Source organism: Pedobacter nutrimenti, assembly GCF_032678445.1.
Lineage (GTDB): Bacteria > Bacteroidota > Bacteroidia > Sphingobacteriales > Sphingobacteriaceae > Pedobacter > Pedobacter nutrimenti_A.
The window spans coordinates 22,170-46,558 of sequence record NZ_JAVTSQ010000012.1 but is presented as its reverse complement, the minus strand read 5'-3'; the positions used below and the strand labels follow the sequence as shown (position 1 = coordinate 46,558).

18 protein-coding genes are annotated in these 24,389 nt (G+C 40.0%); 11 read left to right on the top strand and 7 right to left on the bottom strand.

Features of this window, described 5'->3' with window-relative positions; all coding sequences use genetic code 11:
• Positions 1-141: 141 nt before the first annotated feature.
• Both R2S08_RS21595 and R2S08_RS21590 read right to left on the bottom strand, forming a co-directional pair.
• Positions 142-573 (bottom strand): tail fiber domain-containing protein, encoded by a 432-nt coding sequence (locus R2S08_RS21595; protein ID WP_316837091.1) that lies wholly within the window; start codon positions 571-573, stop codon positions 142-144.
• 165 nt (positions 574-738) lie between these two features.
• Positions 739-1,092 (bottom strand): hypothetical protein, encoded by a 354-nt coding sequence (locus R2S08_RS21590; protein WP_316837090.1) that lies wholly within the window; start codon positions 1,090-1,092, stop codon positions 739-741.
• Positions 1,093-1,286: 194 nt separating this feature from the next.
• Here R2S08_RS21590 and R2S08_RS21585 point away from each other — a divergent pair, with 194 nt between their 5' ends.
• Positions 1,287-3,860, top strand: a complete 2,574-nt coding sequence (locus R2S08_RS21585) for a DUF5686 and carboxypeptidase-like regulatory domain-containing protein (RefSeq protein WP_316837089.1) — start codon at positions 1,287-1,289, stop codon at positions 3,858-3,860.
• Between the two features lie 19 nt (positions 3,861-3,879).
• On the opposite strand, the gene R2S08_RS21580 is transcribed toward R2S08_RS21585, so the two are convergent.
• Both R2S08_RS21580 and R2S08_RS21575 read right to left on the bottom strand, forming a co-directional pair.
• A complete protein-coding gene (locus R2S08_RS21580; protein WP_316837088.1) occupies positions 3,880-5,100 on the bottom strand; it encodes a BamA/TamA family outer membrane protein in 1,221 nt (406 codons plus the stop codon).
• A gap of 558 nt (positions 5,101-5,658) precedes the next feature.
• Entirely contained in the window at positions 5,659-6,501 is an 843-nt protein-coding gene (locus R2S08_RS21575) for a TonB family protein (RefSeq protein WP_316837087.1), read from the bottom strand.
• Positions 6,502-6,750: 249 nt separating this feature from the next.
• Here R2S08_RS21575 and R2S08_RS21570 point away from each other — a divergent pair, with 249 nt between their 5' ends.
• The 4 genes from R2S08_RS21570 to R2S08_RS21555 all read left to right on the top strand — a co-directional run bounded on the left by R2S08_RS21570 (position 6,751) and on the right by R2S08_RS21555 (position 11,928).
• The gene (locus tag R2S08_RS21570) at positions 6,751-8,937 is read left to right on the top strand and encodes a glutamine synthetase III (RefSeq protein WP_316837086.1); all 2,187 of its coding nucleotides are present in this window, start codon (positions 6,751-6,753) and stop codon (positions 8,935-8,937) included.
• Positions 8,938-9,040: 103 nt separating this feature from the next.
• Positions 9,041-10,222: an AIR synthase related protein gene (locus R2S08_RS21565; RefSeq protein WP_316837085.1), complete on the top strand. Its 1,182-nt coding sequence runs from the start codon at positions 9,041-9,043 to the stop codon at positions 10,220-10,222.
• Between the two features lie 396 nt (positions 10,223-10,618).
• Positions 10,619-11,266, top strand: a complete 648-nt coding sequence (locus tag R2S08_RS21560; RefSeq protein WP_316837084.1) for a DUF6266 family protein — start codon at positions 10,619-10,621, stop codon at positions 11,264-11,266.
• 26 nt (positions 11,267-11,292) lie between these two features.
• Positions 11,293-11,928, top strand: a complete 636-nt coding sequence (locus tag R2S08_RS21555) for a DUF6266 family protein (protein WP_316837083.1) — start codon at positions 11,293-11,295, stop codon at positions 11,926-11,928.
• 75 nt (positions 11,929-12,003) lie between these two features.
• On the opposite strand, the gene R2S08_RS21550 is transcribed toward R2S08_RS21555, so the two are convergent.
• Positions 12,004-12,222, bottom strand: coding sequence for a hypothetical protein (locus R2S08_RS21550; protein WP_316837082.1), 219 nt, complete (start codon positions 12,220-12,222; stop codon positions 12,004-12,006).
• A 325-nt stretch (positions 12,223-12,547) separates the two neighbouring features.
• On the opposite strand from R2S08_RS21550, the gene R2S08_RS21545 reads away from it, so the two are divergent.
• Both R2S08_RS21545 and R2S08_RS21540 read left to right on the top strand, forming a co-directional pair.
• Complete coding sequence (locus R2S08_RS21545) at positions 12,548-15,862, top strand: TonB-dependent receptor (RefSeq protein ID WP_316837081.1); 3,315 nt, start codon at positions 12,548-12,550, stop codon at positions 15,860-15,862.
• Positions 15,863-15,894: 32 nt separating this feature from the next.
• A complete protein-coding gene (locus tag R2S08_RS21540) occupies positions 15,895-16,407 on the top strand; it encodes a hypothetical protein (RefSeq protein ID WP_316837080.1) in 513 nt (170 codons plus the stop codon).
• Positions 16,408-16,489: 82 nt separating this feature from the next.
• Here the strand turns inward: R2S08_RS21540 and R2S08_RS21535 are convergent, their stop codons facing one another.
• Positions 16,490-19,774: a carboxypeptidase regulatory-like domain-containing protein gene (locus tag R2S08_RS21535; RefSeq protein WP_316837079.1), complete on the bottom strand. Its 3,285-nt coding sequence runs from the start codon at positions 19,772-19,774 to the stop codon at positions 16,490-16,492.
• 332 nt (positions 19,775-20,106) lie between these two features.
• Here R2S08_RS21535 and lpdA point away from each other — a divergent pair, with 332 nt between their 5' ends.
• The 3 genes from lpdA to R2S08_RS21520 all read left to right on the top strand — a co-directional run bounded on the left by lpdA (position 20,107) and on the right by R2S08_RS21520 (position 22,860).
• Positions 20,107-21,495, top strand: a complete 1,389-nt coding sequence (lpdA, locus tag R2S08_RS21530) for a dihydrolipoyl dehydrogenase (protein WP_199082531.1) — start codon at positions 20,107-20,109, stop codon at positions 21,493-21,495.
• Between the two features lie 92 nt (positions 21,496-21,587).
• On the top strand, positions 21,588-22,427 hold the full coding sequence (locus R2S08_RS21525; RefSeq protein WP_316837078.1) for an MBL fold metallo-hydrolase: 840 nt from the start codon (positions 21,588-21,590) through the stop codon (positions 22,425-22,427).
• Positions 22,428-22,530: 103 nt separating this feature from the next.
• Positions 22,531-22,860 (top strand): YegP family protein, encoded by a 330-nt coding sequence (locus R2S08_RS21520; RefSeq protein ID WP_316837077.1) that lies wholly within the window; start codon positions 22,531-22,533, stop codon positions 22,858-22,860.
• Here R2S08_RS21520 and R2S08_RS21515 read toward each other — a convergent pair.
• Positions 22,857-23,060, bottom strand: coding sequence for a helix-turn-helix transcriptional regulator (locus R2S08_RS21515; protein WP_316837076.1), 204 nt, complete (start codon positions 23,058-23,060; stop codon positions 22,857-22,859). The two genes, R2S08_RS21520 and R2S08_RS21515, sit on opposite strands and share 4 nt — an antisense overlap.
• 387 nt (positions 23,061-23,447) lie before the next feature.
• Here R2S08_RS21515 and R2S08_RS21510 point away from each other — a divergent pair, with 387 nt between their 5' ends.
• A complete protein-coding gene (locus tag R2S08_RS21510; protein WP_008242129.1) occupies positions 23,448-24,308 on the top strand; it encodes an RNA polymerase sigma factor RpoD/SigA in 861 nt (286 codons plus the stop codon).
• Positions 24,309-24,389: the final 81 nt, after the last annotated feature.

The following is a 24,389-nucleotide window of genomic DNA, read 5'->3' as shown; positions in this document are numbered from 1 at the left end:
CATATTCCACAACTGGCACAGCAGTATACGAACAGACTGGCCTACCTGTTTTTTTTTAATTTACGGGCAGGCCAGATATACATTGTATTATATATATAATATGCGTTATAGAGATTGACACTATATGGCTTATAATAAGGATTACTTGCTTTTGAGTTGCTCTACTTCTTTTTTCAACTGATCAATTTGCGCTTGTTGCTCTTTGATTGCTGCAACCAGTACCGGGATCAAACTTTCTGTTTCTACTTTTTGATACTTTGCTGTTTTGGTATTGTTTTTACCCGAGGTATAGATCTGAGAGGTCTCGTAAACCAATTCAGGGAACTCAGTTTTTACATTACTGGCCAAAAACCCGTATTGTGTTCCGGCAGGGAATTTAAGATGCTTAAACTGTGCTGTATTGTACTGAAAAGCCACGGGCTGCAGGTTTTGCAGGTGTGCGGCCGGATCAGCAATTTTATTGATGTTAATTTTCAGATCCTGTTCTTCAATTTTTTGTGCCTTTACGGCGATTGCTGTGCTCGTTAGCAAAAGTGAAAGTATTGCTCCTTTAATTATAGATGGATATTTCATAATGATGTATTTTAAATAGTATATAATGGATTATGGGAACGTAATTATTAATAATAACCAGAGGAGACCATACAATAGAATATTACCTTAGTTATTTAGAATGCCCTGGATGTTTAAACAGCTTCTCTTCTTCGGATGTCTGTTAATTCCTATTCAGAAATCTGTTTAAGAAAATGATTCGGGAGGAGAATAGAATGGCGGGATCGATGGATCAGGGCAGGTCATATGATAACAAATCAGCAGCTTTCTGGAAAGCGCAGTGTAGAACACCTTTATGTCGGCAGCAGGAACGAAGTCGTCGTCCATAAATTCAAATGACTTCAAATCTTTCTCCTGATCACCGGAACAAGGGCCTTGCTGATCTCCAGTACCGAATGTAACTCCCCCATCAGAGCCTGCTTCAAAACAGAAAGACTCCACAGATGTGTTCATTTCATGGCCTGCAGCAGCATAGACTTTACTGCACTTCAGTCCAAAAAATGAAATCAAAACGAGTAGACCAACCAATTTCCGATACATAGCGTTACCTTATTATAGTACACATTCTTGTAAGGCACAAATATAATCATTTCCAACTCCTTACCTCTTCTTCCTCCTGGAGAAAAAATGTTGGATGGCGTTTTTTTCCACTTTAACATTTTTTAACTTGTATCCGGGCACATTATTTGTATTATTACTGTAAAAAAAAGACTTAGCCCCGCCCAAGCCTACCTATGAACAGCAATACAAAAAAGTCTTTTTATATTTTTTATAGTTTCCTGGTCCTGATTCTATGTATAGGTTCCCGAACTTTTGCCCAGAGCACTGTAGTTTCCGGAACCGTCACCGACAGCAAAGACAAAAGCCCGCTGCCGTCGGTGACGATATTATTTAAAGACACTAAAATAGCCGTCAGAACCGATGCCGATGGAAAATTCACTATAAGTGGTAGTGCTCCATACACCCAATTGCAGGTCCTCTACATGGGCTATAAAACGAAATTCGTTCATATCGTCCCCTCCACTACACAAACCATTAATATTGTGCTGCAGGAAGAATCGCAAAACCTGCATGAAGTCACCATCAGCAGCAAAGCAAAAAAAGCACCGTACCGCAATAAAGGCAATCCTGCTGTCGAGCTGATCCGTAAAGTGATCGAAAATAAGTCCATAAACCGTCTGGAAAGCCAGGATGCTGTCGAATACAAACAATACGACTGGATGCAGTTTTCCATGAGCAATCTTTCTGATCAGTTCAAAAACAAAAAGATCTTCAAGCATTATCAGTTCCTGTTCGACAAACAGGACTCCACTGAAATCGGAGGCAAGAACATCATGCCTATTTATTTGCGCGAACGCCTGTCCCAAAACTACTTTCGCAAGGACCCCAAAAAGAACAAAACCATTATGCTGGCCGACAAACATGTCAAGTTTGACGAAAGCATGGTAGACAACAATGCATTGGGCAATTATTTTGAAAGAATGTATGCCGATGTGGACATCTACAAAAACAATATCGTTTTTACCAATAGCCAGTTCCTGAGCCCAATTGCTGAAAGTGCTCCTCTTTTTTACAAATTCTTTATTACCGATACCGTAAAAAATCAAACACCCAACCTCATTGAGCTTTCATTCGTTCCAAGAAACCAGAACGCCCTGCTCTTTGAAGGACAGATCTATATTACGATGGACGGAAAATATGCCGTACAAGACGCTTTCCTGAAAACAGGAAAAAATGTAAACGTCAATTTTGTAAGGGCCTTAGAAGTTAAGCTTGATTTTGAAAAAGATACTACCGGAAAATATCATATGAGCAAAAGCCACCTGGTGATGGATTTTGGACTGGGTAAAGATGGAGGCAAAGGATTTAAAGGAGAACGGACCGTTACGATTAAAGATTATAAAACCAATATCATCCGGCCAGACAGTGTATACCGTGGTCTTGATCTGGACGTTGTTCCTGATGCTGAAAAACGCTCCGCAGCTTACTGGGCCAGCAATCGTCTGGATACCATTTCCGCAGAAAAACTGAAAATTTACGGAAATATAGATAGCCTGGGTAAAATGAAATCCTTCAAGAGAATGATGAACCTTGCGGCTTTCTTCTTTGTGGGCTATAAACAATATGGCCCGGTTGAAATAGGTCCCTTCTATACCTTTTATACCTTTAACAGCCTGGAAGGTTTCAAACCCCGCATCGGCGGCCGGACCACAACAGATTTCAGTACCCGCTTTTATTTCGATACTTATGCTGCTTATGGGGTTAAAGATGAAAAATGGAAATATTTCTTAAGTGGTGCCTATGCCTTCAATAACAAATCGATTTATACCTTTCCACAGAGCTTTGTACGCGCCAGTTTCCAGCGCGACGTAAATGTTCCTGGTGATATGTCTAAAAACATTGTGTTCGAAGACAACTTTCTCGCCTCCTTTAAACATGGAGAAACTTCACAGTTTTTATACAGCGATCTGTACAAAGCAGAGTACATGCAGGAATATGCCAATCATTTTTCCTTTAATCTGGGCTTTACCAAATGGACACAACGGCCTGCAGGATCACTTACTTTCACTACTGCCGAAAACAACCTTCCTGTACATATCGATCAGATCACCAGCTCGGAGCTCAGCTTGCAATTGCGCTATGCACCTCATGAGCGGTTTTATCAGGGTAAAGTTTTCAGAGAAAGATTGATTGAAAAATATCCGGTCTTCTACCTGAATTATTCACAGGGTATAAAAGGCTTGTTTGACGGAGAATACAATTACAAGAACTTAATGGGTTATATAGACAAGCGCTTTTATATGTCGCAGTTTGGCCGTTCGGATGTGCGCCTGGAGGGTGGGTATATTTTCGGAAACGTGCCTTTTGCATTGCTCGACATCCATCGCGCTAACCAATCTTATGCTTATCAGACCTATGCGTACAATATGATGAACTTCATGGAATTTGTAAGTGACCATTATGTGAGTTTAAATATTGACCATAATTTCAACGGTTTGTTTGTCAACCGGATCCCACTCATCAAACACCTCAAACTACGGGAATACCTTACTTTTAAGGGGCTTTATGGTGGCTTGAGAGCAGAGAACAATCCAGACCTGCATCCTGATCTTCCTCAATTCCCCCTGAATGCCGCAGGTATCCCAACTACGTATGTACTGGGTAAATTACCTTATATGGAAGGCAGTGTGGGTATAGGAAATATTTTCAGGGTCATGCGCCTGGATCTGGTTCGCCGCTTTAATTACCTCGATCATCCGGGTATTTCTAAATATGGGATAAGGGCAAAATTGCAGTTTGAATTCTAAATTTTGAGGTCAGGCCAATTTAAAATGTTTCATTCAGGCCAAGAAACAGACCGCTGGAACCTGAGCTTCCAAAGCCATAATCAATACAGAGATTGGAACGGGTATGTTTATTAAACAAGATCCTCAACCCTGCCCCTCCTCCTGGCTCCCAGTATTGAAAGAGTTTTGTTTTGCGCTGGTTGCTTGCGGTTTGTGCGTTGATAAAAGTAACCCCGCTAAGGAGTTTATCTTTAGTGATTGGAAACCGGTATTCCAGTTCGTTATAGAAATAAGACGGGCCTTTGAAACGGCTCATCGTATAGCCTCTGCCACTGCGCTGGTCTACATCACTGCCGGTTCCTGGTAATTCCAGATATGGAATAGTGCCATTGATCAGATATGATCCCCACATCCAGTAAGCGAGTACATGTTCCGGATTTTTATGCGAAAGGCTCCAATATTTCCTGAGCTCTGTTTTTAGCTGTGTGGCTTCCTGTTCACTGCCGAGCAATTTGGTGTTTACCCTGAAGATTACATTTGCGTATATTCCTTTGTAAGGTCTGTAGGGCTGGTCGCGTGTATTGTATTGCAGGTTCACGAGTACACCGTTGGCAAAATATCGTCCGGGCGAGAAACCGTTCTTGATGCTGTAAAAGTGATTAAAGGTTTTGGATACGCCTGGGTTTTCCTTTTCATCATCGATATTACCATAAAAGTTGAAGGCTAAACCTGCTCCTGCGTAAAAGTGGTCAAATATTTCCCGGTAAATGTTTTCGTTCAGCCGCAGATAGGTAAATTTGATCGGAAAGATTCCGGGATCATCGTGCCCTGTTCCTATTCCATGGTCTAATACTTGGTTTTTCCCTACTTCCCAGCTTCCCTGGAGGTTCCAGTCGTTATCCTGAAGATAAATATTATGTTTGAGCTGCAGCAATGCCGTTTTCTTGGTTGATATTGCAGTATAAGCTTCAAAAACAGATAATGTTGTTGTTGTCGGATCTCCAAAATATCTGGTTCCCAATACGTCTGCTCCGAGCTGAAATCCTATACTGGGTGTATAACCAAAGGTTGGCAGGAGCACCAGACTTCCATTTTTTTTATGCGATGTATCTGGCCCGGCGTGCTTTTTAAAGTACAGTTTATACAAATCGCCCACATCTGTTTGGGCAATAGAATCCTTTTGCGGCTTTTCTTGCGCATGTAGATGATTAAAAATTAAAAGCAGGCTCGCAGTGAAAAAAAGAAAACGTTTTATAATCATACTGCTTCGCCTATGCTTCCGTAACAGGAATCTTCATTTGTGTTGTTATGAAAAGATAAAATTACAATTTATATTTTCATAAGTATATAATTAATTTTAAAGGTTATGAAGCTATCATAAGCATATTCATTGCTGTTTGTAAGCGGTTCATTTAGGTCTGTGTATAACTAAAAACAAATAAGAGGAAGTGAAATTTATATAGAAAAAGGTATATGCTGCTTCGAGGCTAACGATATCAGGCGGGCTGAAAAAGCCCGCAGATCTCTGAGGCCTCTCACCAGCATATACCTTTTTCTTAGCAAATTGCAGAGAGAGGGTGCAGAAAAACAGATAGCCTATTTCCAGCTCTGCTCTTTCTCCAAACCTAATCCATTCCAAACCAGCCTGCTCCAAACCAGTCTGCTCCTTCCCTGGATCACCCCCATACAAGTAGGCGTCTTGCAAAAAAAATGAGACAGATAAAAATCGGCCTCAGCGTGGTTGCCCCCTTCAGGGCAATTATGCAGCCGATTTTTATCTGTCTCATTTTTTTTGAGTTTAGCCTGCTTTCCTCCTAAATTATTGATTGATGGTAAATGACAGCGGCATGTTATACCTTACACGTACACTCCTTCCATTTTGCTGGCCAGGTTTCCATCTTGGAGATTTTTTAATCACTCGCAGAGCCTCTTCATCGCAGCCTCCTCCAATTCCTTTAACCAGTGTCACATCTGAAACCGAACCATCTTTTTCCACTACGAAACTTACAAATACTTTTCCCTGTATATCTTGTTCTGAGGCCATACTTGGATACCTCAGGTTGCGCTGAAGAAATTTAGCCCAGCCCTTCATTCCACCTTCAAATTCAGGATAGGCTTCCAGACCGCCCGTTCCGTTTTCATATATAGTATTATCTACAGCCTCACCTTCACCGCTGCCCTTGCCTGTACCCACTCCGTTTCCGGTACCTGCTTCCGGCACAGTAGCCATATTGGTTTCCACTCCGGCCTGTGTAACCGGGCCTATAGCTGCATGTTCTATTTCCTTAAGTGTTGGCGGATCTTTCAGTACCGGATCACTCACCACTACTGGTCTGGAAGGTAAACTCACTGTTTTGATCTTTTCCTTCATCGGTTCGGCTGGCATTTCCTTCTTTTTCTCTTCCGGCTTCACCTGATCAGGAAGTGCAAGTGTATTTACCTCTATAATTTTGTCCGGAACTACAATTTCTGCGGGTTTCATATGTCGTAACACAGCAGGTACAGCAAAAAGAAGGATAAAAGCAGAAGAACTGATCAATAAAGCCCGAAAAGTGATCTTTGAGGATTGCTGACGAAGCGTATAAGCACCATAATTCTGATTTCTGTTCTTAAATACAAGATTGAGCCACTCTTTCTTGTACAGGTTTGATGAATTTATCATAGTTCTTAGGTTATTTTAAAATAAGATGTCTATTTCTTGCATTTTCCATAAAAGCCGAAATATTAATATTATCATAATTTAAGGCATTCAAATGCATCAAAAACCAAAGAACAGGACTCAAAAGACAACTAAAAATGAAAATTTAACAAAATCTTAACCTTCGGAAGTTATTAACAACATATTTTTTATCAATTTTTTACGAATTATTGAGATAATATTATATTTTTGGTTCAAATTTTAAAGAAATCAATGAAAAGTTTAAGAACAATTGCATTAAAAGAGGCACAATCTAGAATTTCACCCGAGGTTAAGTCGCCATCAACCAAAATTTCGGAGTTTTTTGGCTCTAATGTATTTGATAAGAAAAAAATGAAAGATCTCTTATCAAAGGAAGTTTATGAAAAATTAATTTCTGCTATTGATCAGGGCGTGTTAATTAACCAGGACGAAGCCAATCACATTGCAACAGCAATGAAAACATGGGCAATGTCTAAAGGTGCAACACACTATACTCATTGGTTTCAGCCCCTAACTGGTACAACTGCTGAAAAACATGATTCGTTCTTCGAGCCAAGTGCAGATGGCGCGATTGAAAAATTTGCAGGAAGTGCATTGGTACAACAAGAGCCAGATGCGTCAAGTTTCCCCAACGGTGGTATCCGCAACACTTTCGAAGCGCGCGGTTATACAGCATGGGATCCTTCTTCTCCTGCCTTCATTATGGAAAGCAAAGCTGGTAAAACCCTTTGTATCCCAACTGTATTTGTTTCTTACACTGGTGAGGCTCTAGATTATAAAGCACCTTTATTGAAAGCGTTAAATGCTTTAGATAAAGCCGCAGTAGATGTTTGCCAGTATTTTGATAAAAGCATCACTAAAGTAAATGCATCTTTAGGTATCGAGCAGGAATATTTCCTGGTAGACCTTGCCTTATATAATGCACGTCCTGACCTTGCTTTAACCGGCCGTACTTTATTTGGTCACATGTCTGCAAAAGGACAGCAACTGGAAGATCACTATTTCGGATCTATCCCTGAGCGTGTATTTACTTATATGGTAGATTTTGAAAATGAAGCCTTAAAATTAGGTATTCCTTTGAAAACCCGTCACAACGAGGTGGCTCCTTCTCAATTTGAGTGTGCGCCAATCTATGAAGAAATCAACTTAGCGATTGACCACAATCAATTGTTAATGGACTTAATGGAGAAAGTGGCTTTAAGACACAACTTCAAAGTCTTGTTACACGAAAAACCATATGCAGGTATCAACGGTTCAGGTAAGCACAACAACTGGTCATTGATTACTGATACAGGTAAAAACTTGTTGTCTCCAGGTAAAACACCTAAAAACAACCTGATGTTCCTTACTTTCTTTGTAAATACCATCAAAGCAGTACACGAACATGCAGACCTGTTAAGAGCAAGTATTGCTTCTGTAAGCAACGATCACCGTTTAGGTGCAAACGAAGCGCCGCCAGCAATCATTTCCATCTTCTTAGGTTCTCAGCTTGCTGATGTACTTGACGAGATCGAAAGCTCACGCAGCATTCTGAAAAAAGTAAAAAATGAAGATTCTTTATGGTTAGGTATTCCTAAGATCCCTCAGATCTTGTTAGACAACACCGACCGTAACCGTACTTCACCATTTGCTTTCACCGGTAATAAATTTGAATTGAGAGCTGTAGGTTCTTCTGCAAACTCTTCTGCACCAATGACTGTATTAAACACCATCGTGGCAGATCAGTTGACTAAATTCAAAGTAGAAGTAGATAAATTGATCAAAAAAGGCGAGAAAAAAGACGTTGCCTTGTTAACGATCATCAAAAAATACATCAAAGAATCTAAAGACATCCGTTTTGAAGGAAATGGCTACAGCCAGGAATGGGCAGATGAGGCAGCTAAACGTGGTTTAGCCAACATCAAAACTACTCCGGTTGCTCTGGATGCTTACATCAGCGAAAAATCGACTGAAGTTTTCACCAAAAACAACATCTTCAACGAGCGCGAATTGCATGCACGTCATGAGATCTTGTTAGAAAGCTATTACAAAAAACTACAGATCGAAGCCAGGGTAATGGGCGAAGTAACCAACAGCATGATCATTCCTGCAGCTATTGCTTACCAAAATACCTTGCTTGAAAATGCAAAAGGCTTAAAAGATCTTGGTTTAGCGAAAGAAACTTTAGAAGCTCCATTGGCCATCATCAATAAAGTTTCTGAGCACCTGGGTGTTCTGAAAACCAATATCGATGCCATGCTGGAAGAACGTAAAGTAACTAATGCGATTGAAGATACACGCGAAAAAGCGATTGCTTACGACGAGAAAGTGAAAAGCTATTTCGACACCATCCGCTACCATACAGATAAACTGGAGCAGATTGTTGATGACAGTGTTTGGCCTTTACCAAAATTCAGAGAACTGTTGTTTTTAAAATAATACTTTGTTTTGATTTCATAACCTCTGCCCTAAAAAAGCAGAGGTTATTTTTTTGCCCGGAAATCGTGTCAAGATTGCCGCGTTTCCCTATCTTTGCAGCAACATGAGTGATAACAGGTACAACCAACGTGGCGTTTCTGCCTCTAAAGAAGATGTGCACCAGGCCATCAAAAACATTGACAAGGGTATTTTCCCGCAAGCTTTCTGCAAAATCATCCCGGATATATTAGGTAATGACCAGGAATGGTGCAACATTATGCATGCAGATGGTGCAGGCACCAAATCTTCCCTGGCCTATGTATACTGGAAAGAAACCGGCGATATTTCTGTTTGGAAAGGAATTGCCCAGGATGCCATTATCATGAATATTGACGACCTGATCTGCGTAGGTGCTACAGAAAATATTCTGTTGTCTTCTACCATTGGCAGAAATAAAAACCTGATTCCCGGTGAAGTGATTGCGGCCATTATCAATGGTACAGAAGAGATTCTTGCAGAGCTTCGTGAACAGGGAATTTCCATCTATTCTACTGGCGGAGAAACCGCTGATGTAGGTGACCTGGTTCGGACCATTATCGTGGATTCTACCGTAACCTGCCGCTTAAAACGTGATGAAGTGATCAGCAACCACAAAATCCAGGCGGGTGATGTGATTGTGGGTCTTTCTTCTTCAGGACAGGCCAGTTATGAAAAAGAATACAATGGTGGCATGGGTTCCAACGGACTGACTTCTGCCAGACATGACGTTTTCAACAAGTACGTGGCCACCAATTATCCTGAAAGCTTTGATCCGGCTGTTCCTTTTGACCTGGTATTTTCAGGTGGCAAAGGTTTAACAGACCTGGTTAAAATAGACGATCAAACTGAAATCACTGCAGGTAAACTGGTTTTATCGCCAACACGTACCTATGCACCAGTGATCAAAAAAATACTGGAAAGCTACCGCAGCCAGATCAATGGTATTGTACATTGCAGTGGTGGTGCCCAAACTAAAGTACTTCATTTCATTAATGATGATGTACATGTGGTTAAAGACAACCTCTTCCCTGTTCCGCCTTTATTTGAACTGATACAGGAACAATCCGGAACAGACTGGAAAGAAATGTACAAAGTATTCAATATGGGCCATAGAATGGAATTGTATGTTCCACAGGAAATTGCCCAGGCGATTATTGAAATTTCTAAAAGCTTTAATATAGATGCTCAGATTATTGGTCATGTAGAAACTTCTGCAACCAAACAAGTGACGATTAAGAGCGATAAAGGCGAGTTCGTTTACAATTAAACTGGCAAATACCCTTCTTTAAAATTATGACAAAAGCACCCCCTGAGGGTGCTTTTGTCGTTTGGTAGTTGGCAGGATTATAAACGGTTTATAATTAGATTATAATAATAACAGTTAAAAAATTGATAAATAACAGATAAAATACTATACAAATTTATCTTCAACATATCTTTCGCTTATCCTTGACTTATCTTTGCTTTATCAAATTAGATAAGTTAATGATAAGTTAAGGATAAGCGAAGGATAAATCAAGGATAATTCAACTCTGTATTTTATCAATAATATATAGCGTTTCATTATATATTCATTAGCTCTTGTTTATAAGCCAGTTATAACTTATCTTTATACTTACACCCCTTTCAAAAGGGCAATATTTAACCAAATAGAAATTGTATAATGGGAATTGCAAACAACGGCCTACATGGACCCCATACAGGCAGAATAGGTAATATTGTGTATTATGTGCTTAATGGAAAAAACGTAGCGCGGAAAATTGGTAAAACAACCAAGCCGCCTAGCCTGGCACAACTTAAAGTAAGGTTGATTACCAAACTGGTCAGCCAGTTTCTTAGTCCTTTAAAAGAATTTATCCATGTCGGCTTTAGTATAGAACATTTGGGAACAGATAAAAACGCCTTTAACCTGGCTGTTGAATACAACAAACCTCAGGTGGTTAAAGGTACTTATCCCAACCTGGAAATTGCTTATGACAAGGTACTGCTCAGTAAAGGTTCACTAAAGCCGGTCGTTAACTTGCATACGGAAGAATGCCCGGCAGGATTGTGTTTTAACTGGGACACAAATCCACAAATGGCCTGGCAGGAATCTACAGACCAGGCCATGGTTTTGGTTTGTTTTCCTGAGCAGAAAAAGGTTTTTTACACTCTATTTGGTAGCAGCAGGTTATCAGGAAGTATGGAACAAGCATTTCCGGCCAGCCTGAAAGGAAAATATATGGAAAGTTATATATCCTTTATTTCTGCAGACCGCAGGCAACTGTCTGACAGCACATATGCCGGATGCTTTAATTCCCCTAATCCTTAAGAAGTTTCACACAAAAATCCTTAAATATGGGCATATTAGAATCAGGGCTCCTTGGTCCTTTCCGGAATAAAGTGGGAGCTGTAATCGGCCGTCGCCACCGAGGTCAGAACGTCATGACCGGATTATATGAAAAGCGCAGGAAGTCCAACAGTAAAAAATTGCTGGAAGCGCAAGAGAAGTTTGCTTTGCTAAATGTCTTTTTGTCAAACATTGATAAATTGGTTACGATAGGCTTTAAACAACTTGCAAAGAAGCAGAGTCCGGTCAATGCTGCTTTTTCTTATAACTATCCTCATGCTTTTGTCCAAACCGATGAAGGAATCTTATTGAATTACCCCCAGATCTGCTACAGCAAAGGGCCTGTTTCTACGCCCGAAAGCCCGGCCGCAGCAGCTAATGATCTGGAGATTACAGTGACCTGTCTGGCACAACCACAATCTACTTATTGCCTGTATACAGACCTGGCCACTTTTTTGGCCTATTGTCCGGCTAAAGAAAAGGCGGCTAAGTTCATTGGAGTAACGGAGCGGCATACCTTAAACTATACGATGAAAATGCCCAGTGATTTTGCGGGGGAACTTGTTCATTGCTACATGAGTTTTAGTTCTGCAGATGGGAAACTAACTGGTGACAGTATTTATATTGGCGAGGCGCAGTGCTAGTCCTGTTTTACCTCCTAAAAAAAGCCCCGCTTCAGCAAATGCTGAAACGGGGCTTTTAATTAAAAGATATCTCGCTTACTGAGGATTTGACAATACAAATCCGGTACTGGATTTAACAAATGTCTTCAAACCTGTAGGTTTAGGCCCTTTGTAATAAGCAAAAGTTATGTTATAGAAAATAGTCGGATCTACCGGTGCATTTGGATATTTCACGTTCAAGACCGCAATTATAGCATCATTAATCTCAGCATCCGTCCAGTTTAGCTTTAAGAAATCATGAACTAAACACAACATTTACATAGACAAAAAAACCAAAAGTTTACATGTGTAAACTCGTGTTTACGCCGAATATTAAAGTTGACAGGATGACTTATAGGGGAAATTATTGACACAGAAGGGATAAACACACAACTCGTTTAAAGGCCTAAAGAAACGTTAATAAATAAAACAATCTGATTTACAGAAACTTACCGAGTAAAAAAAAGCTCTTAACATATAGTTATAGTACACAATATGTTAAGTCTCAATTTATTAACATTAAGTTAACAATTCTTAGGCCGATTCCCTATCTTTGCGGCCAAAATAACACACACAAATTCACGTAAAAAAACGATCAAGTATGAGAAACTCTTTACTCATTTTCTTATTTTTCCTTTTTACTGCTTCTGTTGCCTTTTCTCAGGTAACGTCGAGTAGTGTATCCGGGAGCGTAAAAGACGCTAAAGGAGGTGCCCTGCCAGGTGCTTCTGTTAGAGCGACGCATATTCCATCCGGAACTTCCTATGCAGCTGCTGCCAACAAAGACGGATTGTTTAGCATTCCAGGCATGCGTACCGGCGGTCCTTACAAAATTGAAGTGACCTATATCGGCTTCAATAAGAGTACTTATACAGACATCACCCTTCTATTGGGACAGCCATTTGTATTGAATGCTATACTATCTGATAGTGGTGTACAATTGAACGCAGTATCGATTACCGGAACAAAACGTATTGTATCCGCAAAATCAGGTGCAACAACCAATATCAGTGCCAATGCCTTGGCTACTTTACCTACTTTTTCAAGAAGTGTAACTGATTTCACCCGTTTAACTCCACAGTCTACCGGAACAAGTTTTGCCGGTCGCGACAGCAGATCAAACAGTGTAACGGTTGACGGAGCCAATTTAAACAATACTTTCGGTACCTCATCAGATTTATTGCCTGGAGGAGGCGCGCAGCCAATTTCTATTGAAGCTTATGACGAGCTTTCCATCAATGTAAGTCCATTTGATGTCAGACAATCTGGTTTTACCGGAGCAGGTATCTATGCAACTACAAAAAGTGGTACCAATACCGTTCATGGTTCGGTTTATGGTTACTATAAAAACCAGTCTTTTAATGGTACAATGATTGGCGATAAAGACATCAGTGCAGCAACAGCTAAAGCAAGTACAAAAACTTATGGTTTTACTTTAGGCGGCCCGATCATTAAAAACAAATTGTTCTTTTTTGCCAACTTTGAAAGAGAGATTTCAACTACTCCTGGTATTGCTTTCTCTCCTACAGGTGGTTCAGGTATCGGTCAAACTGCAGCAACCACGGTTGGAGATCTTCAAAAAGTTTCTGATTACCTGGATTCTAAATTTGGCTATAAAACCGGAGCTTATGACAACTTTCCGGCATTTAAGCCTGAAAACACTAAATTCCTGGTAAAATTAGACTGGAACATCAACGATAAAAACAAACTGAAAGTAAAATACAGTTATTTACATGCCACAGCCGATCTATCCGTTAATGCAACTGGTGTACCGGGTGGAGCTTCTTTTACTTTTACAGGGGTTAATGGTTCTCCTCAAACGCGTAACACTTTACCTAATGCACGTTACAGTGTAAATTCTATCGCTTTCGAGAATTCTAATTTTGGGTATTTAAATAAAGTAAGTACAGGTACAGCAGAGTTGAACAGTACGATCACCCCGAAATTAACCAATCAGTTGTTATTGACCTTTAAAGATTATGGTAGTCCGCGTACCACTAAAGGAGATTTTTTCCCAACGATTGATATTTTTAACGGTGCAGGAAACAACTACATTTCTGCAGGTTCAGACCCGAACACAAAATATAATAATGTGATTGACAATACCATTAGTTTATATGATAACATCACTTATTATGCGGGTAAACATACGATCACAGGAGGTATCAATTATGAATTTCAAAAGATTGGCAACTCTTATATGCCAGGCGCAGCAGGTTCTTATATTTACAACTCCCTTGACGACTTTTTAAATGACAGGGCACCTATCCAGTTTACCTATAACTATTCTCTGATTCCAGGAGTGGATCAGGTGTATTCTGCAAACTTAAAAGTAGGAACTGTAAGTTTATATGCTCAGGATGAATTCAATGTGAGCGATAACTTCAAAATTACTTACGGATTGCGTGCAGATAAAAGTCTTTATTTACAAGATCCTGTAGAGAATCCTCAAATTACGGCTTTACAATTACCTGATGCAGATGGAAACATCACCAGCTACAATACTGGCAAATGGCCAAAATCAAGAATTCTATTATCTCCAAGAGCAGGTTTCAGAGCCAGCTTACTGGAAGACAAGTCATTGGTATTACGTGGAGGTTTAGGTATATTCACAGGAAGGATGCCATACATCTTCTTGACCAATATGCCAAGCAACAGTGCCATGTATAACTATAATGGTGTGGCTACCGCTGCTCAGTTGCAAAACATTAAGTTAAGTGCTGATCCTTCTGTATATGCTAATTTATTCCCTCAGGTAGCTGGAACTGCAGTTCAAGGTTCAACGGTACTGATAGATCAGAACTATAAATTCCCACAGGTATTCAGAGCAGATTTAGCCCTGGAAAAAAATCTTGGCAATGGTTTTACGGCTAGTTTAGAAGCGATTTACACCAAGGATATTAATGCTACAAGGATGAGAAATGCCAATCTTAAAACTCCGACAGGACTTATTAATGAAGGTGATTTCTCCAGAGTACGTTATATAGGTACTGGAAATAATGGTGCTGTTCAAGCAGTAGACAGAGCAATTTACCCAAGCATAACCAATGCAATTGTCCTTGAAAATACAAGCAAAGGTTATTCCTCTGCATTAACGGCTCAATTGAGTAAAAATTTCTATAATGGATTTAATGCGTCCATCGCCTATACCTATACCAAATCAAAAGAAGCATTTGCTACTGCAGGTACTAATGCTGCTGGAGTTTGGGGAGCTACCGCCAACGTTGGAACAGCCAATGATGTTGAATTGGGTAATTCAGCGAACTATGTACCTCATCGTATTGTTGCCAATGCATCTTATAAATTTAATTATTCGAAGTATGCAGCAACAACTATCGGTATCTTTTATCAGGGACAGGCAGGCGGATTTTCTCCAATCAGCTATATTGTTAACGGAGATCTTAACGGTGACGGCAACAGCGGTGATTTGATGTACATTCCAAAAAGAGCATCAGAAATTAAGTTTACGCAGTTTACTGCTACAGTTAACGGCGTAGCTTACACTTATACGCCACAACAACAAGCTGCTGCTTTTGAGCAATTTATCAAAAACACACCATACCTGAATAGCCACAGAGGCCAGTATGCGGAGAGAAATGCTGCATTTTTACCTTGGTACAACCGTGTTGATGCAAATATCCTGCAGGATTTCTACATCAATGCAAATGGAAAAAAACATACACTGCAGTTGAGTGCCGTAGTGCTCAACCTTCCTAACTTACTGAGCAAGTATTGGGGTATCCAAAAAACGCTTGTAACAAACAGTCCGCTTACTTATGGTTCTATTGATGCAAACGGTGTTCCTACTTATACACTGCGTCAGTTTAACGGACAATTGGTTACCCAGCCGTTCCAAAATGTAGCTACAGCTTCTACCACATGGAGCTTGTTAATTGGCGCTAAATACATTTTCTAATCAGACAAGGATTCATATTTAAATTACATATAATGAAAAAATATATAAGTATCGCTTTAACTGCACTTCTGGCCTTAACCCTATCGTCTTGCAGCAAGAAAGCAGATATTGCAGGTATAGAGCCAAAATTGCCTAACCTGCAGCTGAGCAGCTTAGGTTATCAGCAAAGCAGCCCTTTTACACTGACTACTATTTTACAGGTCTATTTTGGCGCTACAGCCAAAGTGCCTACAGGAAAGTTTGTGGTTGATATTCTAGAAGGCAGTACTGTGGTTAAAACAGTAACATTTCCTTCCTGGAATGGAAATGACGCAACTTCAACCGATAAGGTAACCAATCATACCATCAGTTATACTTTGCAGGATACAACCTATCCAAACACGAAGGTATATGCAGGAAGTATTCTGCTGAAGTTTAGTGCACTGGGTTTATCTGTTGATAAGACCTATGCACTTAGAGCTTCTGCTTATGCAGCAGATGGAACTACGGTTTCTACAATGACCCAAAGCGGGTTCTTTAAAACAATTGCACCTCCTACTAACTAAGATCTGCAACTGAGAAATATAATTATGCAAAAAGGGCCGGAGATGAATCTCCGGCCCTTTTTGCTTTTAAGATGGTAAGCTGTTAGTTAAATGAATAACGTGCACCCACCTGAATTTGATACCTTGAACCTAAACCAACATTATCTTTAAATGTTGAAGCAGGAAGGTTTTTATCAATAGTATACTGAGGTACACCACTGGCAACAGAACGATATTGCATAAAGTTAGTCATTGCAGGCAACTGAGTTGTTCCCCAGTTTTTGTTCAGCAGGTTTCCGAAATTGACGATATCAACCGAGAGCTGGAAACGGCTTTTGTTATCCTGCCCGAATTTAGTGAAGATATCTTGAGTAATCCTGATATCAAAACGGTTTGACCAAGGATATTCCGCTCCATTACGCTCTGTGTACTGACCTCTTTTCTTGCTCAGGTATTTATCCTGGCTAATGTAAGCATCAAGTCTTGCCCATTGAGAATCTGCGCTTTCTGCAGCAAAAGTAATATTACCTTTACTGTCTTTAATATCGCTCGTTACAAAATGAATATCATTTTTATCTTTTGGAACGTACATTAAATCGTTAGCTGTTGCATTATCATTATTCAAGTTTCCGGAAGTGATATAAGAGAAACGGGTATCTCCAAAAGTATCGCCGTAAGGAGAACCTTCATAAATCAAACCGATTGAAGTAGGTAATTCACGTGCTAAAGAGAAGTTAAAGTTAACCGATGCAATAACACGGTTTTTAACGACGTAGTTGCTGTAAGCCAATACAGGTTTATCAGGGTCATTCACAACCTGGTTTCCGGTGAAGGCAGAGTTGGCTTGCGACCCTGGAGTTGAAGTAACATCGCGGGCATCACTATAAGTATAAGCCACCATCGCATCAACATATTTACCAAAGTGTTTTTGTAACTGACCGGTAATGTTATAAGCGTATCCTTTATTGGTATTATCCAATACAATTGCATTGGTAATAAAGCTGTTGATACGGTTATTTGAACCACCTGGAAAAACATCACGGTTATCACCAGTACCGGTTAACTGTCCCGAAGGGTTTTTCAGGTTGGCATCACGGTGATAGATCTCATTAATAGATTTGGTATAAATACCTTCAACTGTAGCAATAATACCTCCTGGAAGGTTAAAATCTGCTGCTAAGTTGGAACGCCAGATCTGAGGAATTTTGAAATTATTTGAAGTTGCGTTGATTGCATAAGTAGCAGGGATACCACCCGCTGATGGAACGTACTGATTAGGGTTACCACTAAAAGGACGTTTTTTCAGGTCAGCTGCAGAAGTAGAATTTTCATTTCCAAACAATAAACCTGTATTACCTGCCTGGTTAACCAGATATACACCTGGCATACCACCCGTAAAGATACCCGATCCACCACGAACCTGTAGGGACTGATTTCCGTTTACATCCCAGTTAAAACCTACTCTAGGTGAGATCAGAATTTGGTTCTTTGGTAATTTACCTACATCCAGTTTCTCTCCATCACGGAAAGTTGCTGCTGTAACGGCAGGATTTGAGGTGATCTTTGAAGTATAAATTGGCATATCTGCACGTACTCCGTAGGTCAATTTGAAGTTATCTCTAACCATCCACTCATCCTGTACATAAGCTCCAATTGGAGCCATCGACAATTTAGCCAATGGTCTTGAATCGCCACTTACGGCTGAATAAGTTAATTGGTATAAAGAAGGAAGAGGAGCATTAGGGTTTGTAGGGTCACCAGCAGCAGCTAAGAAATCAGATACCGATTTATACCTGTACTGACCATACACAAATTGCGCAAATCCATTGGCATATTTTAAATATTGAGCAGTAGCACCGATCGTGATGTTGTGACTTCCTGCATAAATATTAAAGTTATCTGTGAAAGAGTAAATATCCTGGTTCAATGTGTTAAAACCACTGAAAGGTTCAGATCCCAGAGAGATGTAATTTGCACCTGCTCCATTTTCAATATCTACAACAGGAAATGGATTTCCGTAGATGTTACGGAAATCGCGGAATGCGGAATAACTTACCTGTAAGTTGTTAGAGAATTTATTTCCAAATCTTGAGTTCAACTCTGCTGCAATAGATTTCGTATTGTTGAAAAAGCGGTAACGCATATTAGAGAAATCTAAAGAGGTTGCGCTTGGTCCACGGCCGGTGTTTGAGTTTGAACCACTTGGATCAAGATCTTTGAACGACTTCAGGTAGTTGTAACGAACGGTCAGCTTGTTGGTAGAGTTGATGTTCCAGTCGATACGTGCAGTTAAATTGTCTGCTTGCTGATCATCTGTGTAGCCTTCGTAAACACCTGGATCATATCCGTATTTAGAAATCAACAGGCTTTTTACAGCATCCAGATCTGATGCTTTTACCAGGGAACTTCCACTGTTATTTTGTCCTCTGTTTGCTGTCCAGTTAGATCCTGGGAACGCTCTTCTGGTGATCTCTCCGTTTACAAAGAAAAAGAGTTTATCTTTTACGATTGGACCACCTAAACGTGCGCCAAAAATCTTATTGGTAAAAGTAGTACCTGCGTTTTTAGGTACGGTATAATCACCAACTTTATAGCCCTGAAGATTTTGATCTTTATAAAGCGTATAAATAGATCCGGAATATTTGTTGGTTCCGCTTTTTGTAACCGCATTTACACTACCGCCTGTAAAACCACCTTGTTTTACATCGTAAGGGGCAATATTAATGGTCAACTGATCAAGTGCATCCAAAGAGATGGGCTGAGCGCCTGTACCACCGCCCGGAAGGGCTGTAAGACCGAAAGAGTTATTGAACTGTGATCCGTCGATGGTAAAAGAGTTGAATAAATTGTTACGACCAGCAAATGAAAAACCATTTCCTTGTGAGTTGGATTGTGGAGTTAATTTCGTTAAATCGGTCACACTTCGGTTAAACGTTGGTAGTTTTTCCATTTGTTCACGGGAAACACTTGTCTGAGCGCCTGTACGTGAACTGTTGATGGTTTTGTTTTGTTTGGATACAATAGAAACCTCGGCAAGAGATTGCGAGGATTCCTGCAATTTTAAGTCTACCTTAAAATTTTGTCCTAATCCCAGGTTAATGTTTGCACTCTTTGCAGCATTGTAACCAACCATGCTGGCTGTTACCGTGTAAGGACCGCCAACATTGATGTTAGTGAAATTGTAGCGGCCATCACCTCTTGTAATTGTTTTGTAAGTTGTTCCTGTAGGACCATGAACGGCCACAACTGTTGCTCCCGGCATTGGGCCTTTGGCATCAGTAACAATACCGTTCATCGCAGATGTGGTTACCTGCGCATTTGCACCGGAAAGGAAACCAACAAAAGCAACAACGATTACTACGATTTTAAATAGTAAAGATTTGTTCATACTTTTTAGATGAGTGAATAATTTTTGTTCTGATAATGAATAATATATCTGCAGCAAAGATAAATATTCGTTGACCACAGATTTTAATATTCAATGTTAAATAATCATTAACAATTTAGATATTTTTCAACAATTAACATAAATTTTAGATTACCTAAACAACAGGGTAGCAGAAATTTGTTCTTACGCGCGATAAGGGGCAGGATTTGTTAACACTAAGGCTATGTTAAATTAATTTACCCAAATGTGAAGCACAAAAATCTTACAGGCCCGGATATAACCAACATTTTTTTTAATTTTGGCAAGTACTTAAGTTTTTCCTTTTATAAGATATGAACTACGATGTAATTGTAATAGGCAGCGGTCCTGGTGGATATGTAGCTGCAATCAGAGCTTCCCAGTTGGGTTTAAAAACTGCAATAGTGGAGCGAGAATCTTTAGGCGGAATCTGCCTGAACTGGGGATGTATACCAACCAAAGCCTTGCTAAAAAGTGCCCAGGTATTTGAATATATTAATCATGCATCAGAATACGGAATTAAAACCGCTGAGGCTGAAGCGGATTTTGCTGCTGTAGTTAAACGCAGCCGCGGTGTTGCCGAAGGCATGAGCAAAGGTGTTCAGTTCTTAATGAAAAAGAACAAAATTGAAGTGATCATGGGCACGGCCAAAGTGAAACCAGGGAATAAGGTAGATGTAAAGTCTCCGGATGGTTCACAAAAAGAAATCACGGCTAAACATATTATTATTGCTACTGGAGGCAGATCCAGAGAATTGCCTAACCTGAAACAGGACGGCAAAAAAGTGATTGGCTACAGACAGGCAATGGTGTTACCCGAACAGCCAAAATCTATGGTTATTGTAGGTTCTGGTGCTATAGGTTCTGAGTTTGCTTATTTCTATGCAACTATGGGCACTAAAGTAACCATTGTAGAATTTATGGATAATATTGTTCCTGTAGAGGATGAGGATGTTTCTAAACAATTGCTGCGCAGCTTTAAAAAAGTAGGCATCGATGTAATGACTTCTTCCAGCGTAGAATCTGTAGACACCAGCGGTGCCGGATGTAAAGTACAGGTGAAAACTGCGGCGGGTATGCAGACTTTAGAATGTGATATCGTACTTTCTGCTGCCGGAGTGGTGGCCAATATTGAAAACCTGGGTCTGGAAGAAACAGGTATTAAAACTGAAAAAGGCAAAGTGGTTGTGGATGAATTCTACAACACTTCTGTTAAGGGTTATTATGCGATCGGAGATATCGTTTCCGGACAGGCACTGGCGCACGTTGCTTCTGCTGAGGGAATTACTTGCGTAGAGAAAATTGCAGGTCATCATCCTGAGCCTATTGATTACAACAACATCCCTGGATGTACGTACACTACCCCTGAGATTGCTTCTGTAGGTTATACTGAAAAAGCAGCCAAAGCAGCGGGTTATGAACTGAAAATTGGTAAATTCCCATTCTCTGCTTCTGGTAAAGCAAGTGCTGCCGGAGCTAAAGATGGCTTTGTAAAAGTCATTTACGATGCTAAATATGGTGAATTGCTGGGTGCACACATGATTGGAGCGAATGTTACGGAAATGATCGCAGAGATCGTTGTTGCCCGTAAACTGGAAACTACAGGTCACGAGATGCTGAAGTCCATCCACCCTCACCCAACCATGAGTGAAGCGATTATGGAAGCTACAGCTGACGCATATGGCGAAGTGATCCACTTGTAGTGGATTAAAAAAACCGCAATAAAACTTAGAGAGGTAGCGATGAGCTACCTCTTTTTTTATGTTTATATTTACAGCATTAACTTATTCTGAAGATGAACTTACATACGATTGATACAGGCTTATTCAAATTGGATGGTGGCGCCATGTTTGGTGTTGTGCCGAAATCTATCTGGCAAAAGAGCAATCCGGCTGATGAAAACAATATGTGCAGCTGGGCGATGCGGTGTTTACTGATTGAAGATGGAAACCGGCTGATCCTGGTAGACAACGGTATTGGCGACAAGCAGGATGCGAAGTTCCTTGGCCATTATTATCTTCATGGGGACGACACATTAGACAAGTCTCTTGCTGCAAAAGGCTTTAGCCGTGCCGACATTACAGATGTGTTTTTGACCCATCTGCATTTTGACCATTGCGGAGGTTCTATTGTAAGAGAAGGTGACAAATTACGTCCGGCGTTCAAAAATGCATTCTACTGGAGCAATAAGAAACACTGGAACTGGGCAGTGGAACCGAATGATCGGGAAAAGGCTTCTTTTTTAAAAGAAAACATATTGCCTATTCAGGATAGCGGTCAGTTGCGCTTTATTGAAGATCAGGATGGCATAGAGTTTCATCAGGGCATCAACATCCGTTTTGCCTATGGACATACTGATGCAATGATGCTGCCTCAAATTCAGTACAAAGATCAGACAATTGTATACATGGCAGATCTTCTGCCTTCTGTAGGACACATTCCCCTGCCCTATGTGATGGCTTATGATATGTTCCCATTGCAAACCTTAACAGAAAAAAAAGCCTTTCTGCAGGAAGCTACAGACCGGAACTATATTCTGTATCTGGAACATGATCCTGTTAATGAATGCTGTACGTTGCAGCAAACAGAAAAAGGAATCCGGTTGGACCGCACGTTTAAACTCAGTGAGATTTAATTCACATTTGTGAATTAAAATAATTGATTTTTTAGGTTAACTGCCTCAGTTTTTATAAATTGGTATAAATAACATCCATCTATATCAACCTAAAAAATCGATTATGGGCAAATTTGAAATCACAACAAGAAAAAACGGAGAGTTTCAATTCAATCTTAAAGCAGGGAACGGACAGGTTATTCTGACCAGTGAAGGCTATTCCAGTAAAGCGAATTGTCTGAATGGTGTAGAATCTGTTAAGAAAAATTCGCCGGATGACAGCAAATATGACAGAAAGACTTCTACCAACGGAAAACCTTTCTTTAATTTAAAAGCAACTAACGGACAGATTATCGGGTCAAGTGAAATGTACGAATCTGTATCCAGCAGGGAAAATGGTATTGAATCGGTCAAAAAGAATGCTCCTGCAGCGGAGATTTCTGATCTGACTTAATCCCTGTATTCTAAAATATCTCCAGGCTGGCATTCCAGTACCCTGCAAATGACCTCTAAGGTTTCCAGGCGTACAGCCTTAGCCTTGCCTGTTTTGAGAATGGAAAGGTTAGACATCGTAATGCCGACCTTTCCACTTAATTCCTTAAGGGACATTTTTCTTCTGGCCAGCATAACGTCTAAATTGATAATAATTGGCATAGAATAATGGATTTTTATTTTTAAGGTTTATAGGGAAAAGTAGTATTTTTAAAAAAGCATGACATCAGGTAATTCGCCTTTAACAGCCTGAAACCCACATATGTCATCAGATTATAAAATGATGAGGTTTTCATTTATTTCTGAAGCAAACATACATTATTAATTATTGTATATCAAAATATTATTATTGATTATCAATAATTATTTATTGTCATATATATTTTATGACAAAATGGACCAAAACAATTTTGGAATAATTTTTGTTAGAAGAACTATATACAAATAAATGGTGTAAAGTGTAACGTTTTCAGGATTTTATGTGAAATATTACCTTTTAAATTCTTACTTTTGCACGTTCAAACATATAACGAGTACCAAAGCATATAAATGAGACAACTCAAAATCACGCAATCCATTACCAATCGCGAAAGTCAGTCATTGGACAAATACCTGCACGAGATTGGTAAAGTAGATTTAATAACCGCCGAAGAAGAAGTAATACTAGCAAGGAAGATACGCGAAGGAGATCAGGCTGCACTTGAGCGCTTAACTAAGACCAATTTACGTTTCGTTGTTTCTGTAGCGAAACAATACCAGAATCAGGGCTTAACCTTAGGTGATTTAATTAACGAGGGTAATCTGGGCTTAATTAAAGCTGCCAAGCGTTTTGATGAGACAAAAGGTTTCAAATTTATATCTTACGCGGTATGGTGGATTCGTCAGTCTATTTTGCAGGCGATCGCTGAACAAAGCCGTATTGTTCGTTTGCCTTTAAACCAGGTTGGTTCTTTGAGCAAAATCAGTAAAGCTTTCTCTAAACTGGAGCAGGAATATGAACGCGAGCCTTCTCCGGAAGAACTGGCTGACATTCTGGAAACCACAGTAGATAAAATTTCTGATACGCTCAGCAACTCAGGACGCCATGTTTCCATGGATGCGCCTTTTGTTCAGGGTGAGGAAAATACCTTACTGGATGTACTGGAGAATCATGAACCAAATACAGACAGCAGTCTGATCAACGAATCTTTATCGGAAGAGATCAAAAGATCTTTGTCTACGCTTACAGAACGTGAACGTGAGATCATTGTTCTTTTCTTTGGATTGAGTACCAATCATCCGCTTTCTCTGGAAGAAATCGGTGAGAAGTTTAACCTGACCAGGGAACGTGTACGTCAAATCAAGGATAAAGCACTGCAACGTTTGCGTCATACTTCGAGAAGTAAAATTCTGAAGTCTTATTTAGGATAAGCTGATCGTCATCAGATCAACAAATTATAAAGTAAAAAAGATTGGGTACTCGCTCAATCTTTTTTACTTTTGTGGCATTCT

Coding starts and splice junctions, on each gene's coding strand:
- R2S08_RS21595 (WP_316837091.1), bottom strand. CDS start 573: ATGAAATATCCATCTATAATTAAAGGAGCAATACTTTCACTTTTGCTA.
- R2S08_RS21590 (WP_316837090.1), bottom strand. CDS start 1,092: ATGTATCGGAAATTGGTTGGTCTACTCGTTTTGATTTCATTTTTTGGA.
- R2S08_RS21585 (WP_316837089.1), top strand. CDS start 1,287: ATGAACAGCAATACAAAAAAGTCTTTTTATATTTTTTATAGTTTCCTG.
- R2S08_RS21580 (WP_316837088.1), bottom strand. CDS start 5,100: ATGATTATAAAACGTTTTCTTTTTTTCACTGCGAGCCTGCTTTTAATT.
- R2S08_RS21575 (WP_316837087.1), bottom strand. CDS start 6,501: ATGATAAATTCATCAAACCTGTACAAGAAAGAGTGGCTCAATCTTGTA.
- R2S08_RS21570 (WP_316837086.1), top strand. CDS start 6,751: ATGAAAAGTTTAAGAACAATTGCATTAAAAGAGGCACAATCTAGAATT.
- R2S08_RS21565 (WP_316837085.1), top strand. CDS start 9,041: ATGAGTGATAACAGGTACAACCAACGTGGCGTTTCTGCCTCTAAAGAA.
- R2S08_RS21560 (WP_316837084.1), top strand. CDS start 10,619: ATGGGAATTGCAAACAACGGCCTACATGGACCCCATACAGGCAGAATA.
- R2S08_RS21555 (WP_316837083.1), top strand. CDS start 11,293: ATGGGCATATTAGAATCAGGGCTCCTTGGTCCTTTCCGGAATAAAGTG.
- R2S08_RS21550 (WP_316837082.1), bottom strand. CDS start 12,222: ATGTTGTGTTTAGTTCATGATTTCTTAAAGCTAAACTGGACGGATGCT.
- R2S08_RS21545 (WP_316837081.1), top strand. CDS start 12,548: ATGAGAAACTCTTTACTCATTTTCTTATTTTTCCTTTTTACTGCTTCT.
- R2S08_RS21540 (WP_316837080.1), top strand. CDS start 15,895: ATGAAAAAATATATAAGTATCGCTTTAACTGCACTTCTGGCCTTAACC.
- R2S08_RS21535 (WP_316837079.1), bottom strand. CDS start 19,774: ATGAACAAATCTTTACTATTTAAAATCGTAGTAATCGTTGTTGCTTTT.
- lpdA (WP_199082531.1), top strand. CDS start 20,107: ATGAACTACGATGTAATTGTAATAGGCAGCGGTCCTGGTGGATATGTA.
- R2S08_RS21525 (WP_316837078.1), top strand. CDS start 21,588: ATGAACTTACATACGATTGATACAGGCTTATTCAAATTGGATGGTGGC.
- R2S08_RS21520 (WP_316837077.1), top strand. CDS start 22,531: ATGGGCAAATTTGAAATCACAACAAGAAAAAACGGAGAGTTTCAATTC.
- R2S08_RS21515 (WP_316837076.1), bottom strand. CDS start 23,060: ATGCCAATTATTATCAATTTAGACGTTATGCTGGCCAGAAGAAAAATG.
- R2S08_RS21510 (WP_008242129.1), top strand. CDS start 23,448: ATGAGACAACTCAAAATCACGCAATCCATTACCAATCGCGAAAGTCAG.